Source organism: Streptomyces sp. NPDC058650, from assembly GCF_042717315.1.
GTDB lineage: Bacteria > Actinomycetota > Actinomycetes > Streptomycetales > Streptomycetaceae > Streptomyces.
Genome location: NZ_JBHXRL010000016.1, coordinates 55,452 through 69,307 on the forward strand (window position 1 = coordinate 55,452; position 13,856 = coordinate 69,307).

At 71.6% G+C, this 13,856-nt stretch carries 11 protein-coding genes; 4 read left to right on the forward strand and 7 right to left on the reverse strand.

The genetic code is table 11. The features are described 5' to 3' along the window. Positions 1 to 43 precede the first annotated feature (43 nt). Both ACFWWU_RS25790 and ACFWWU_RS25795 read left to right on the forward strand, forming a co-directional pair. Positions 44 to 1,531: an amino acid permease gene (locus ACFWWU_RS25790; RefSeq protein ID WP_384148177.1), complete on the forward strand. Its 1,488-nt coding sequence runs from the start codon at positions 44 to 46 to the stop codon at positions 1,529 to 1,531. Positions 1,532 to 1,626: 95 nt separating this feature from the next. Further along, positions 1,627 to 2,709: a hypothetical protein gene (locus ACFWWU_RS25795; protein ID WP_384148178.1), complete on the forward strand. Its 1,083-nt coding sequence runs from the start codon at positions 1,627 to 1,629 to the stop codon at positions 2,707 to 2,709. A gap of 90 nt (positions 2,710 to 2,799) precedes the next feature. Here ACFWWU_RS25795 and ACFWWU_RS25800 read toward each other — a convergent pair whose 3' ends face one another. Next, on the reverse strand, positions 2,800 to 4,938 hold the full coding sequence (locus ACFWWU_RS25800; RefSeq protein WP_384148179.1) for a 3-hydroxyacyl-CoA dehydrogenase NAD-binding domain-containing protein: 2,139 nt from the start codon (positions 4,936 to 4,938) through the stop codon (positions 2,800 to 2,802). After that, positions 4,935 to 6,149, reverse strand: a complete 1,215-nt coding sequence (locus ACFWWU_RS25805) for an acetyl-CoA C-acyltransferase (protein WP_024755102.1) — start codon at positions 6,147 to 6,149, stop codon at positions 4,935 to 4,937. The genes ACFWWU_RS25800 and ACFWWU_RS25805 overlap by 4 nt, the downstream gene beginning before the upstream one ends. A 306-nt stretch (positions 6,150 to 6,455) precedes the next feature. Here ACFWWU_RS25805 and ACFWWU_RS25810 point away from each other — a divergent pair, with 306 nt between their 5' ends. Beyond that, on the forward strand, positions 6,456 to 7,577 hold the full coding sequence (locus tag ACFWWU_RS25810) for an alpha/beta hydrolase (protein WP_384148180.1): 1,122 nt from the start codon (positions 6,456 to 6,458) through the stop codon (positions 7,575 to 7,577). Between the two features lie 80 nt (positions 7,578 to 7,657). Here the strand turns inward: ACFWWU_RS25810 and ACFWWU_RS25815 are convergent, their stop codons facing one another. The 3 genes from ACFWWU_RS25815 to ACFWWU_RS25825 all read right to left on the reverse strand — a co-directional run bounded on the left by ACFWWU_RS25815 (position 7,658) and on the right by ACFWWU_RS25825 (position 10,712). Continuing rightward, positions 7,658 to 8,941 (reverse strand): ribonuclease D, encoded by a 1,284-nt coding sequence (locus ACFWWU_RS25815; protein WP_384148181.1) that lies wholly within the window; start codon positions 8,939 to 8,941, stop codon positions 7,658 to 7,660. 81 nt (positions 8,942 to 9,022) lie between these two features. Further along, entirely contained in the window at positions 9,023 to 9,688 is a 666-nt protein-coding gene (locus ACFWWU_RS25820) for a response regulator transcription factor (protein ID WP_017242457.1), read from the reverse strand. A gap of 322 nt (positions 9,689 to 10,010) precedes the next feature. Further along, positions 10,011 to 10,712, reverse strand: a complete 702-nt coding sequence (locus ACFWWU_RS25825) for a DUF3000 domain-containing protein (protein ID WP_384148182.1) — start codon at positions 10,710 to 10,712, stop codon at positions 10,011 to 10,013. Between the two features lie 91 nt (positions 10,713 to 10,803). Here ACFWWU_RS25825 and hemE point away from each other — a divergent pair, with 91 nt between their 5' ends. Further along, on the forward strand, positions 10,804 to 11,880 hold the full coding sequence (hemE, locus tag ACFWWU_RS25830; protein WP_384148183.1) for a uroporphyrinogen decarboxylase: 1,077 nt from the start codon (positions 10,804 to 10,806) through the stop codon (positions 11,878 to 11,880). A 47-nt stretch (positions 11,881 to 11,927) separates the two neighbouring features. Here hemE and ACFWWU_RS25835 read toward each other — a convergent pair whose 3' ends face one another. Beyond that, on the reverse strand, positions 11,928 to 12,416 hold the full coding sequence (locus ACFWWU_RS25835) for a hypothetical protein (RefSeq protein ID WP_384148184.1): 489 nt from the start codon (positions 12,414 to 12,416) through the stop codon (positions 11,928 to 11,930). Positions 12,417 to 12,482: 66 nt separating this feature from the next. Further along, entirely contained in the window at positions 12,483 to 13,856 is a 1,374-nt protein-coding gene (locus tag ACFWWU_RS25840; RefSeq protein ID WP_384148185.1) for an FAD-dependent oxidoreductase, read from the reverse strand.

Consider the following 13,856-nt stretch of genomic DNA (forward strand, 5'->3'; position numbering starts at 1 on the left):
TGCCAGGGTGAGTACGGACCAACAGCCACGGGCGAATTCCGGAATGTTCCGGACCAAGTCGGTCGAGCAGTCGATCCGCGACACGGAGGAGCCCGAGCACGCGCTCCGCAAATCCCTGTCGGCCTGGGATCTGACGGTGTTCGGCGTCGGCGTCATCATCGGCACCGGCATCTTCGTCCTCACCGGCAAGGTCGCCAAGGAGAACGCGGGACCGGCCACGGCCCTCGCCTTCGTCGCGGCAGGCATCGTCTGCGCCCTCGCCGCCCTCTGCTACGCCGAGTTCGCCTCGACGGTGCCGGTGGCGGGATCGGCGTACACCTTCGCGTACGCCTCGATCGGCGAGCTGCCCGCCTGGATCATCGGCTGGGACCTCGTCCTGGAGTTCGCGCTCGGTACGGCGGTGGTGGCCGTCGGCTGGTCGGGGTACGTCCGCTCGCTCATGGACAACATCGACTGGCATCTACCAGCGTCGCTCCAAGGCCCTGATGCGCCCGGCGGCTCCTTCGACATCCTGGCCTTCGTCCTCGTCCTGGTGCTGACCGTCGTCCTCGTCCTGGGCATGAAGCTCTCCGCCCGGATCACCGCGGTCGTCGTGGCGATCAAGGTGACCGTGGTGATGATCGTGATCATCGCCGGCCTGTTCTTCATCGTCGGCGACAACTACGACCCGTTCATCCCGCCGGCCGTCACCCCGGAGGGCGGCGGCTCCAACTGGGACTCCCCGCTCGTCCAGCTCCTCTTCGGCTACGAGCCCACCAACTTCGGCGTGATGGGCATCTTCACCGCCGCCTCGGTGGTCTTCTTCGCCTTCATCGGCTTCGACGTGGTGGCCACCGCCGCCGAGGAGACCAAGCTGCCGCAGCGGGACATGCCCCGGGGCATCCTCGGCTCCCTCCTCATCTGCACCGTGCTGTACGTGGCCGTGGCACTCGTCGTCACCGGCATGCAGCACTACACGGAGCTGTCCGTGAGCGCCCCGCTCGCCGACGCCTTCAAGGCCGCAGGGCATCCCTTCTACGCGGGCGTGATCAGCTTCGGCGCCGCCGTCGGCCTCACCACGGTCTGTCTGATCCTGCTCCTCGGCCAGACCCGCGTCTTCTTCGCGATGAGCCGCGACGGCCTGCTGCCGCGCTTCTTCTCCGTCACCCACCCGAAGTACCGGACCCCGTACCGCCCGACGATCCTCCTCGGTGTGATCATCGCCATCGTCGCGGGCTTCACCAGCATCAACGAGCTCGCGACCCTGGTGAACATCGGCACGCTCTTCGCCTTCGTCGTGGTCGCCATCGGCGTCATGGTGCTCCGCCGGACCCGCCCCGACCTGCCGCGCTCCTTCCGCACCCCCTGGGTGCCGGCGCTGCCGATCCTCTCCATCGCCGCCTCGGTCTGGCTGATGCTCAACCTGCCGGGCGAGACCTGGTTCCGCTTCGCCGTGTGGATGGCGATCGGCATCGTCGTGTACTTCCTGTACGGGCGCGGGCACAGCCGGTTGGGCCGGGAGGGCCGGGAGCGCCGGGAAGCGAAGTACTGAGCGGGCACGGCACCGGCGGGCGGAGGGGTTCGGGCGGGCGACTACAGTCGGTTCGTACCCGAACTCCCCCGACGACCGGAGCGCTGGATCCCCCCATGGCGAATCGATCCCAGGCCCCCACAGCCTCTGCCCACGGTTCCACTTCCGCCCCGCTCCTCCAGGGCGGCTGGCTGACCAGAGGGGAGGAGGGACGGTTCAGCGTGTACCTGCCCCGGGACGGTGAGGTGGTGCGCTGGACCGAGGAGCCCACCGGCGGCTGGAGCGGGCCGGACTCCCTCGGCGGCGACGGTCTGACGCCCTTCCTCGCGGTCGGCCAGGGCGCCGACCGCTACGTCCACCTCGTCGGTCTGCGGCCCACGCCCGGGGACGAGGGACACGTCGAGCTGGTGCACAGCATCCAGTTCCAGACGGGCCGTCCCGCCGTGGCGTGGCGCTCCCTCGGGCACTCGAACGGCAAGGGGCCGTGGACGGGGAACCCGGCCGTCGCGGTGGACGCCCAGGGCCGCGCGTACGCCTTCGTACGGAACGGCGGCGGCGGACTGAGCGTCCGGGCGCAGAAGGACGCGGGCGGCTGGCACCCGTGGTGGGACCTGCACGGCTCGGGCACCGACGCGTCCCCGGTCGCGGCGGTCAACGGCCAGGGGCGCGTCGAGCTCCTCACGGCCACCGCGAAGGGCCTGCTCCGCTACGTCCAGGAGGAGCCCGGGGCCAAGCCCGTCCGCCAGGACGTGGTGCCCGCGGAGGCCGTCCCCGGCACGCTCGCCGCGGTGACCGGCCCCTCGGGCCACGTGACGCTCTTCTACTGCGACAAGGACGGCGGCGTCCGCGCCTGGTCCCCGGGACGCGGGCTGGCGCCGACGCGCCTCGCCGACGCGGTCGGTGCGGGACGGCTTTCCGCCACCCGCTGTCTGATCGACGGCTTCGACTGCACGGTCCTCGCCCAGCAGTCGGCCGACGGCCGTCTCGCCCTCGCCGCCTACCCGAGCGAGCAGGAGGAGGCGGGCGCGCGCTGGTCGGAGACCGGGGAGCCGCGCGGGCAGCTGACCACGGTCCTCACCCGGGGGCTCGACGGCCGCCTGGTCGCGATGGCCCTGGCCGGCGGCGGGACACTGGTCACCACGCGCCAGAAGGCAGCGACGGACGGCCTCCTCCTCGAGAGCTGGCGCCCCGTGGGCTGACCCCCCGTACCCCTCGGTACGCGAACGGCCCCGGCACCTGGAGAGGTGCCGGGGCCGTTCGCGTACGCCCTGAGGGAGTGAGCTCCGGCGTTACGCCGGGACGCTCGCCACGCCCTGCGCCAGGAAACGCTTGCCGTTGACGCGCTCGGAGACGCCCTCACGGTCCAGGTACGGCGTGATGCCGCCCAGGTGGAAGGGCCAGCCCGCGCCCGTGATCAGGCAGAGGTCGATGTCCTGCGCCTCGGCGACGACACCCTCCTCCAGCATCAGGCCGATCTCCTGCGCCACCGCGTCCAGGACGCGGTCGCGGACCTGCTCCTCGGTCAGGACGGAGTCGCCCTGGACGAGGAGGGCGGCGACCTCGGGGTCGAGCTCCGGCTTGAAGCCGTTCTCGGGCTTGTAGACGTAGAAGCCGCGCTTGCCGGCCTCGACGACGGCCTTCAGGTTGGGGGAGACCGTGAAGCGGTCCGGGAAGGCGCGGTTCAGGGTCTCGGAGACGTGCAGACCGATCGCCGGGCCGACGAGCTCCAGGAGGACCAGCGGGGACATCGGCAGACCGAGCGGCTCGATGGCCTTCTCCGCGGTCTCGACCGAGGTGCCCTCGTCGATGACGTTCTGGATCTCGCCCATGAAGCGGGTGAGGATGCGGTTCACGACGAACGCCGGGGCGTCTTTCGTCAGGACCGCGGTCTTCTTCAGCTTCTTCGCGACACCGAACGCGGTGGCCAGGGAGGCCTCGTCCGTCTGCTCGCCGCGGACGATCTCCAGGAGCGGGAGGATCGCGACCGGGTTGAAGAAGTGGAAGCCGACCACGCGCTCCGGGTTCCGGAGCTTCGACGCCATCTCGGAGACCGACAGCGAGGAGGTGTTGGTGGCGAGGATCGCGTGCGCCGGGGCGACCGCCTCGACCTCCGCGAACACCTTCTGCTTGACGGACATCTCCTCGAACACGGCCTCGATGATGAAGTCCGCGTCCGCGAAGCCGGCGGCCTTGTCCAGGACACCGGAGACCAGGCCCTTGAGACGGTTGGCCTTGTCCTGGTTGATGCGGCCCTTGCCGAGCAGCTTCTCGATCTCGGCGTGGACGTAGCCCACGCCCTTGTCGACGCGCTCCTGGTCGATGTCGGTCAGGACGACCGGCACCTCGAGGCGGCGCAGGAAGAGCAGGGCCAGCTGGGACGCCATCAGACCGGCGCCGACGACGCCGACCTTGGTGACCGGGCGGGCCAGCGACTTGTCCGGGGCGCCGGCGGGGCGCTTGCCGCGCTTCTGCACCAGGTTGAAGGCGTAGATGCCGGAGCGCAGCTCGCCGCCCATGATCAGGTCCGCGAGGGCCTGGTCCTCGGCGTCGAAGCCCTTCTGCAGGTCCCCGTCCTTGGCGGCCTCGATGATGTCGAGGGCGCGGTAGGCGGCCGGGGCGGCGCCGTGCACCTTGGAGTCGGCGATGGCACGGCCCTTGGCGACGGCCTGGTCCCAGCCCTCACCGCGGTCGATCTCGGGGCGCTCGACGGTGACGGAGCCGTTCAGGACGGAGGCCGTCCAGATCAGCGACTGCTCCAGGAAGTCCGCGCCCTCGAAGAGCGCGTCGGCGATGCCGAGCTCGAAGACCTGCTTGCCCTTGAGCTGACGGTTCTGGTTCAGCGAGTTCTCGATGATGACCGAGACGGCCTTCTCGGCACCGATGAGGTTGGGCAGGATCGCGCAGCCGCCCCAGCCGGGCACCAGGCCGAGGAAGACCTCGGGCAGCGAGAAGGCCGGCAGGGCCTTCGACACAGTGCGGTAGGTGCAGTGCAGACCGACCTCGACGCCGCCGCCCATGGCCGCGCCGTTGTAGTACGCGAAGGTCGGCACGGCGAGCGCGGACAGACGCTTGAAGACGTCGTGGCCGCCCTTGCCGATGGCGAGGGCCTCGTCGTGCTTCCTCAGCAGCTCGACGCCCTTGAGGTCGGCGCCGACGGCGAAGATGAACGGCTTGCCGGTGATGCCGGCGCCGACGATCTCACCGTTCGTGGCCTCGGCCTCGACCTGGTCGATCGCCGTGTTCAGGTTGGCGAGCGACTGCGGGCCGAAGGTGGTCGGCTTGGTGTGGTCGAAGCCGTTGTCCAGCGTGATCAGCGCGAACCGACCCGCACCGGCGGGGAGTTCGAAGTGCCGTACGTGGGCGCTCGTGACGACCTCGTCGGGGAAGAGCGCGGCGGCGCCCTTCAGAAGCTCGGCGGTGGTGCTCACTTGCCCTCCCAGTGGGGGTTTTCCCAGATGACCGTCGCGCCCATGCCGAAGCCGACGCACATGGTGTTGAGGCCGTAGCGGACCTGCGGGTTCTCCTCGAACTGGCGGGCCAGCTGCGTCATCAGACGGACGCCGGAGGAGGCGAGCGGGTGGCCGTAGGCGATGGCGCCGCCGTACTGGTTGACGCGGGCGTCGTCGTCGGCGATGCCGTAGTGCTCCAGGAACGCGAGGACCTGGACCGCGAAGGCCTCGTTGACCTCGAAGAGGTCGATGTCCTCGATCGACAGACCGGCCTTGGCGAGGGCCTTCTCGGTCGCCGGGATCGGGCCGTAGCCCATGACCTCGGGCTCGACGCCGGCGAAGGCGTACGAGACGAGGCGCATCTTGACCGGGAGGTCGTGCTCGCGGGCGAAGTCCTCGGAGGCGATGATCGAGGCGGTCGCGCCGTCGTTGAGACCGGCCGCGTTGCCCGCGGTCACGTTGCCGTGGACGCGGAACGGCGTCTTCAGGTTGGCGAGCGACTCCAGGGTGGTGCCCGGGCGCATCGGCTCGTCGGCGGTGACCAGGCCCCAGCCGGTCTCGCCGGTGGAGGCGTCGGTGCGGCGCACCGAGATCGGCACCAGGTCCTGCTGGATCTTGCCGTCGGCGTACGCCTTGGCGGCCTTCTCCTGCGAGCGCACGGCGTACTCGTCGGCGCGCTGCTTGGTGATGCTCGGGTACCGGTCGTGCAGGTTCTCGGCGGTCATGCCCATGAACAGGGCGGACTCGTCGACCAGCTTCTCGCTGACGAACCGCGGGTTCGGGTCGACGCCCTCGCCCATGGGGTGACGGCCCATGTGCTCGACGCCACCGGCGATGACGGCGTCGTACGCGCCGAAGGCGATCGAACCGGCCACCGAGGTGACGGCGGTCAGCGCGCCGGCACACATGCGGTCGATCGAGTAGCCCGGCACCGACTGCGGCAGCCCGGCGAGGATGCCCGCCGTGCGGCCGAGGGTCAGGCCCTGGTCACCGATCTGCGTGGTCGCGGCGATGGCGACCTCGTCGATCTTCGCGGGGTCGAGGCCGGGGTTGCGGCGCAGCAGCTCCCGGATGGCCTTGACGACGAGGTCGTCGGCGCGGGTCTCGTGGTAGATGCCCTTCGGGCCCGCCTTGCCGAACGGGGTGCGGACGCCGTCGACGAAGACGACGTCCCTGACGCTACGAGGCACGATGGCTCTCCTCCAGGGTGCGGGATGGCACTGCTGCCGCGACACGCCTAAGCGTGCGCTTGCTTCCTTCATGCTACTTGTGAGTAACCGGACTGCCCAGCCCCTGGGGGGCAAGCGGCGAAGGTCACATCCCGAGGATGCCGCAGGACCGGCCGCGCGCCCCCCGCGTACGCCCGTCCGTTCGAACGGTCCTGCCACCCGATGGGCCCAGGGCGGCGGCCGTGTCGCGCCGCGAACACCCGCCCCGGGCGGAGTCTGGCCGCGCCGGGGCACGAGGCCCCGGCGCTGCGCACGGAACGGACTCCTATGGCGATCGTCACCACCGACCACGAGGTCCCTCACACGTCCACCGTCCCCGCGAACGCGGGCGAGGCGGTCAAGCTCTTCGTACGGGAGCGGCGCGACACGTCCGACACCGGGACGCGTACACCGGTCCTCATGCTCCACGGCCGGAGCGTCCCGGTGCTCGCGGGCTTCGACCTCCAGTACGAGTCGTACAGCTGGGCCGAGGCGCTGGCGAAGGCCGGCTACGACGTCTTCATGATGGACCTCCAGGGCTCCGGACGCTCCCCGCGTCCCAAGATGGACGACCCCCACAACGTCAACCCGGCCCAGCAGCCCCTGCTGACGCCGAGGCCGCCGGGATTCGTTCCGGGCACGCCGAACTACCCGTTCCAGCTGACCAACTCGAACAGCGACCGGGACGAGCTGAACACGGTCGTGGAATTCATCCGCGCCGAGTGCGGCGTGGAGAAGGTCGCCTTCATCGGCTGGTCCGCCGCCGCGTTCACCATGGGCCCGTACGCGGTGAAGAACCCCGCGAAGGTGGAGAGCCTGTTCCTGCTGGCGCCGATCTTCCCGCCCCTCGGCACCTCGAACCCACCGGCCGTGCTTCCGGTCCCGGGCTTCCCGACCTTCATCGGCGGGAAGTCGGGGTTTGACCAAGGCTGGAAGGGCGAGGCGCCCTGCGAGGGGCAGCGCGCGCCCGGCATCGTCGACGTGGCATGGGACGCGATCATGGCGAACGACCCGGTCGGCAGCACGTGGGGACCCCCGACGGGGTTCAACCGGATCAGGAACTTCGTCCGGTGGGGATGGAACGACACCACCGCGGCGCAGGGCGGGGTGCTCGGCGGCGGCGTGCCCGTACTGATCGTGTACGGGGAGTACGACAAGCAGGTGAACACGTCACCGCCCAACCCGAACCCGGAACTCAACTTCTCGGTCCCCGCGCTCTACGACGCCGTCGCGGGCCCGCACAAGCTGATGGTCAAACTGGCCTGCGCGGGGCATTCGGTCGTCTGGGAGATGCAGCACAAGAACGTGCACAACCTCTCCAAGCACTGGCTCAAGCACCTCAAGGTCGACGGCAAGACCCAGGGCGTCTTCGACATGGACACCGACGGGAACCTCAGCCCGGCCCCCTAGGAGGCCCACAGCGGCTCATGGGTCCCACGGGACGGCGGAGCCCCCGGCCGCACGCGGTCGGGGGCTCTCTCGAAGCGGGGTCACGCCGTCGCCGTCAACGCCTCCACCAGCAGCGGGGTCACCAGTTCGACCTGCCACGGGCGGGCGCCGTAGCCGGCCAGGGCGGTGGCCACGGCTTCCGGGGTCGCCGGGGTCGGCGGCTCCCAGCAGACGCGGCGGACCGTGTCCGGAGTGATCAGGTTCTCCTGGGGGAGGTTCAGCTCCTCCGAGAGGGCCGAGACCGAGGCGCGCGCCGCCGAGAGGCGGGCCGCCGCGACGGGGTCCTTGTCCGCCCAGGCGCGCGGCGGGGGCGGGCCCGCGACCTGCTGGCCCGGCTGGGGGAGCTCGCTCTCCGGCAGGGCCCTGGCACGGTCCACCGCGGCCTGCCACTGTTCCAGCTGGCGACGGCCCATCCGGTTGCCGAAGCCGGGCAGCGCCGTCAGCGCGGCCACGTTCACCGGCACCGCGAGCGCCGCCTCGACGATCGCCGCGTCGCTCAGCACCTTGCCGGGGGAGACGTCCCGCCGCTGGGCGACCTTGTCACGGGCCGTCCACAGCTCCCGTACGACCGCCATCTGGCGGCGCCGGCGCACCTTGTGCATGCCGGAGGTACGGCGCCACGGGTCCTTGCGCGGCGGGGCGGGCGGGGCGGAGGCGATCGCGTCGAACTCCTGGTGCGCCCACTCCAGCTTCCCCTGCCGGTCGAGCTCCTTCTCCAGCGCGTCGCGCAGGTCGACGAGGAGTTCGACGTCGAGCGCCGCGTACCGCAGCCAGGGCTCGGGCAGCGGGCGGGTGGACCAGTCGACGGCGGAGTGGCCCTTCTCCAGGGCGTAGCCGAGGACGGACTCGACCATCGCGCCGAGGCCGACGCGCGGGAAGCCCGCGAGCCGTCCGGCCAGCTCGGTGTCGAAGAGCGAGGTGGGGAGCATGCCTATGTCGCGCAGGCACGGAAGGTCCTGGGTCGCGGCGTGCAGGATCCACTCGGTCCCGGCGAGCGCCTCGCCGAGCCCCGAGAGGTCGGGGCAGCCCACGGGGTCGATCAGCGCGCTGCCCGCGCCCTCGCGGCGGAGCTGTACGAGGTAGGCGCGCTGCCCGTAGCGGTAGCCGGAGGCGCGCTCGGCGTCGACGGCCACGGGGCCCGTCCCGGCGGCGAACGCGGCGATCACCTCGGCGAGGGCCTCGTCGGTCTCGACGACGGGCGGGATCCCCTCGCGGGGCTCCAGCAACGGGATCGGAAGCCCATTCGCAGGGACATCGTCGTCCGGGGGGCCGCCCCCGGTGGTGCGCAGTGCTGTGTCTGCTGCGGTCTCTTGGGCGTCGGTCACCTGTCAAGGGTATCGGTGAACGGCAAGCGCCTGTCGACGGAACGTTCCGTCGACAGGCGCGGGCTTTCCACTGGCCTTCCGTCAGTGGATGATGCCCGTCCGCAGGGCCACCGCGACCATGCCGGCGCGGTCGCCGGTGCCCAGCTTGCGGGCGATGCGGGCGAGGTGGCTTTTGACGGTGAGGGCGGAGAGGCCCATGGAGACGCCGATCGCCTTGTTCGACTGGCCCTCCGCGACGAGCCGGAGCACCTCGACCTCACGGCCGGAGAGCTCGCGGTAGCCGCCCGGGTGGCTCGGGGCACCCGGGGGGCGGCGGTGGCCCAGACGTGCGGCGGCGGAACCGATGGGTGCGGCTCCGGGCCGGGTCGGGTGGCCGATGTTGGTACGGGTACCGGTGACGACATAGCCCTTCACGCCGCCCGCCAGGGCGTTGCGTACGGCGCCGATGTCATCGGCGGCCGAGAGGGCGAGTCCGTTGGGCCAGCCCGCGGCGCGGGTCTCGGACAGCAGGGTCAGGCCGCTGCCGTCGGGCAGGTGGACGTCGGCCACGCAGATGTCGCGTGGATTGCCGACGCGGGGACGTGCCTCCGCGATGGAAGAAGCCTCGATCACGTCGCGTACTCCGAGGGCCCACAGGTGGCGGGTCACGGTGGAGCGGACGCGCGGGTCGGCAACGACGACCATGGCCGTCGGCTTGTTCGGGCGGTAGGCGACCAGGCTTGCGGGCTGCTCGAGGAGAACGGACACCAGGCCTCCTGGGGGGAAGGGTGCGGGACGGAGCCGGCTCGGGGATGAAGCCGGGGGGCGAACCCGTGCTGCTGAAGGGGTCACTGACTCCTTCGGCAGCTGAGCCCTCCTCCTTTAGGGAAAGATCACGATTTGGTGAGTAACAATTAGGGCAATTCGGACGCGTGATCGATCATCCTACGAGCGGACCCCCGATCGGAACCCTGATCGGACCCCTGATCGGGCCCCCGATCGGACCCTGCGTGGATGCCCGACCGGACGCTCGCGAGGACCCCGGGCGGACGCCTCCCGTCCCGCTGGAGAGGGCCCGCCGGAGAAGCTCCTACACCTGCTGGGGGCCCCGCCGCTGGGGCAGCGAGACGATCCCCGCGCCCGACACCGTCCCCGCCGGACCCGGCGCCGGCTCGGCCGGGGCGGGAGGCAGCCCCGCGATCTGGCAGAGCAGATCGCACCAGGCCGCCAGGTGCGCCCCCGTGTCCGGCACCCCGCCGAGCCCCTCGCGCGGCGTCCAGGAGGCCCGGATCTCGATCTGGGTCGCCGGCCTCCGGTCCGCGAGCCCGCCGAAATAGTGCGAGCCCGCCATGGTGACGGTCCCGCTCGCCTCCCCGTACGCGAGCCCGCGTGCCTCCAGGGCCCCGGTCAGCCAGGACCAGCACACCTCGGGGAGCAGCGGGTCCGCCGCCATCTCCGGCTCCAGCTCCGCCCGGACGAGCGTCACCAGCCGGAACGTCCCCTTCCATGCCTCGTGGCCGTCCGGATCGTGCAGCAGCACGAGCCGTCCGTCCGCGAGATCGTCCTCGCCGTCGACGACGGCCGCCTCCACCGCGTACGCGTACGGGGCCAGGCGCTGCGGGGGCCTGGTCGGGTCGATCTCGATCTCGGAACGCAGTCGCGCCGATCGCAGCGCCTCCACCGCACGCCGGAAGGCGGCGGGTACCGGGTTCGTCTCCGTACTGTCCGCTGTCTCGTCCGTCCCTCTTTTGCCGTCGGAATGATCGGAAAAATGTCCCTGAGCCGCAGCCATGCGGGGAAGAGTAGGCGGAACGGGGCCTCAGTGCGGGGAGGGACACCCGGCCCGGACGAGCGGCTTCCCGCCACATGCGAAGATTCTGGGCGTGAGTGCCAATAGCCGCCCGCAGGGCCAGCAGACGAAGCAGCAGTCGCGGACGCACGACTCCGCGTTCCTCAAGGCATGCCGGCGCGAGCCCGTGCCGCACACCCCCGTCTGGTTCATGCGGCAGGCCGGGCGCTCCCTCCCCGAGTACCTGAAGGTCCGCGAGGGCATCCCCATGCTCGAGTCGTGCATGCGGCCCGAGCTGGTCACCGAGATCACGCTCCAGCCGGTCCGCCGGCACAAGGTCGACGCGGCCATCTACTTCAGCGACATCGTCGTCCCGCTCAAGGCCATCGGCATCGACCTCGACATCAAGCCCGGCGTCGGCCCGGTCGTCGCCGAGCCGATCCGCACCCGCGCCGACCTGGCCCGGCTGCGCGACCTGACCCCCGAGGACGTCCACTACGTCACCGAGGCCATCGGAATGCTCACCGCCGAGCTGGGCGAGACCCCGCTCATCGGCTTCGCGGGCGCGCCTTTCACCCTCGCGAGCTACCTCGTCGAGGGCGGCCCGTCCCGTAACCACGAGCACACCAAGGCGCTCATGTACGGCGACCCGCAGCTCTGGGCCGACCTGCTCGACCGCCTCGCCGAGATCACCTCGGCCTTCCTCAAGGTGCAGATCGAGGCCGGCGCCTCCGCCGTACAGCTCTTCGACTCCTGGGTGGGCGCCCTCGCCCCGGCCGACTACCGCCGCTCGGTGATGCCGGCCTCCGTGAAGGTCTTCGACGCGGTCGCCGGCTACGGCGTCCCGCGCATCCACTTCGGCGTGGGTACGGGCGAGCTGCTCGGCCTCATGGGCGAGGCGGGCGCGGACGTCGTCGGCGTCGACTGGCGCGTCCCGCTCGACGAGGCCGCCCGCCGCGTCGGCCCCGGCAAGGCGCTCCAGGGCAACCTGGACCCCGCCGTGCTCTTCGCCTCGCGCGAGGTCGTGGAGGCGAAGACGGACGAGGTCCTCGCCGCCGCGAAGGGCCTGGAGGGGCACGTCTTCAACCTGGGCCACGGCGTCATGCCGTCGATGGACCCGGACGCCCTGACCCGTCTCGTCGACTACGTGCACACGCGGACGGCCGTCTGACCGTCGTCAGGCGGCCGCCCGCGCGGGGGAGTCTCCCGAGGTCCTCTCTAGGCCTCGCAGTTGACCGGTGCGTTGCCGACGCCGACCCGGCAGAAGTCGAAGCCGAGGCTGCCGTCGACGATGCCCGCGTTGGCCGAGACCCGGAGGTAGTCGTTCCCGAGCCCGCCCGTGACGGTGCCGCTCGGGGTGACGGTCCCGGCCGTGAGGTAGTCGGCCGCGTCACCCCCGGACACCGTGCCGGAGACCGTGCCGGGGGTGCTGAGGTAGTCGGCGCCCGGACCGCCGGTCACCAGGCCGGCGACCGAGCCGGTGACGACGATGGTGTCGCTGCCGCCGAGACCGTTGACCTGGTCGCCGCCGACGACCGAGGCGCAGCGGATGACGTCGCTGCCGGGGGTGCCGGACACGACCGTGCCGGTCACGGGAAAGCCGTTGACCGTGCAGGTCGTGACCGCGTGAGCCGGGGTCACGGACAGGGCGAGCGGGGCGATGACGAGTGAGGCGGCGCAGAGCGCACGCGCGGTGTGTCGGATCATGTGATCAGACACTCACGGTGACGGTATTCACGCAAACCGTCACCCCGTGTCACGCCGCCGCTCGGGTCATCCCGCCGCCCGAACGGCCGCCGTCGCCTTTCGGGCCGCGATCAGCACCGGGTCCCAGACCGGCGAGAACGGCGGCGCGTACCCCAGGTCCAGGGCCGTCATCGCCTCCACGGTCATCCCCGCCGTCAGCGCGACCGCCGCGATGTCCACGCGCTTGGCCGCGCCCTCCCGCCCCACGATCTGCACGCCGAGCAGCCGGCCCGTACGCCGCTCCGCCAGCATCTTCACCGTCATCGGCGCGGCCCCCGGGTAGTAGCCCGCGCGGCTCGTCGACTCCACCGTCACCGTCACGAACCGCAGCCCCGCCTCCCGGGCGTCCTTCTCCCGCAGGCCCGTCCGCGCGATCTCCAGGTCGCAGACCTTCGACACCGCCGTGCCCACCACACCCGGGAACGTGGCGTAGTCGCCGCCGACGTTCGCCCCGATGACCTGGCCGTGCTTGTTCGCGTGCGTCCCCAGCGGCACGTACCGCTGCCGGCCCGAGACCAGGTCCAGGACCTCCACGCAGTCACCGCCCGCCCAGATGTCCTCGTGGCCCCGCACCCGCATCGCGAGATCGGTGAGCAGCCCGCCGCGCGCGCCCAGCGGCAGCCCCGCCGCCCGCGCGAGCGAGGTCTCCGGCACCACGCCCGTCCCCAGGACCACCACGTCGGCCGGATACTCGGCGTCGGCCGTCGCCACCGCCCGCACCCGGCCTCCCGCGCCGGTGAGGATCTTCGTCACCTCCGCGGAGACGACCGTGGTGATCCCGAGGCCGTCCATCGCCCGGTGCACCAGCCGGCCCATGTCCGGATCGAGCGTCGCCATCGGCTGCTCGCCCCGGGTCAGGACCGTCACCTCGTACCCCCGGGCGAGGAGCGCCTCCGCCATCTCCACGCCGATGTATCCGGCGCCGACCACGACCGCCCGCCGCCCCGGCGTCCGCTCCAGCGAGTCGAGCAGCGCCTGGCCGTCGTCGAGGGTCTGCACCCCGTGCACCCCGGGTGCGTCGATCCCCGGCAGCGACGGACGCATCGGCCGGGCGCCGGTCGCGATCACCAGCTTGTCGAAGCCCGTCCACGCCTCCGTGCCCGCGTCGAGGTCCCGGGAGAGGACCCGCCGCCCCGGCACGTCGATGGCGGTCACCTCGGTCCGCATCCGCAGATCGATGTCCCGGGCCCGGTGCTCCTCCGGGGAACGGGCGATCAGCTCGCCCCGCGAGGCGACGTCCCCGCCGACCCAGTACGGGATGCCGCAGGCCGAGTACGAGGAGAAATGACCGCGCTCGAAGGCGACGATCTCCAGCTCCCCGGCGGATTTGAGCCTGCGCGCCTGCGACGCGGCGGACATGCCCGCCGCGTCGCCCCCGATCACGATCAGTCGTTCAGTCAT

Bases quoted from the DNA above. Each gene is read 5' to 3' on its own strand.
- ACFWWU_RS25790 (WP_384148177.1), top strand. From the start codon at position 44: ATGTTCCGGACCAAGTCGGTCGAGCAGTCGATCCGCGACACGGAGGAG.
- ACFWWU_RS25795 (WP_384148178.1), top strand. From the start codon at position 1,627: ATGGCGAATCGATCCCAGGCCCCCACAGCCTCTGCCCACGGTTCCACT.
- ACFWWU_RS25810 (WP_384148180.1), top strand. From the start codon at position 6,456: ATGGCGATCGTCACCACCGACCACGAGGTCCCTCACACGTCCACCGTC.
- ACFWWU_RS25825 (WP_384148182.1), bottom strand. From the start codon at position 10,712: ATGGCTGCGGCTCAGGGACATTTTTCCGATCATTCCGACGGCAAAAGA.
- ACFWWU_RS25835 (WP_384148184.1), bottom strand. From the start codon at position 12,416: ATGATCCGACACACCGCGCGTGCGCTCTGCGCCGCCTCACTCGTCATC.
- ACFWWU_RS25840 (WP_384148185.1), bottom strand. From the start codon at position 13,856: ATGACTGAACGACTGATCGTGATCGGGGGCGACGCGGCGGGCATGTCC.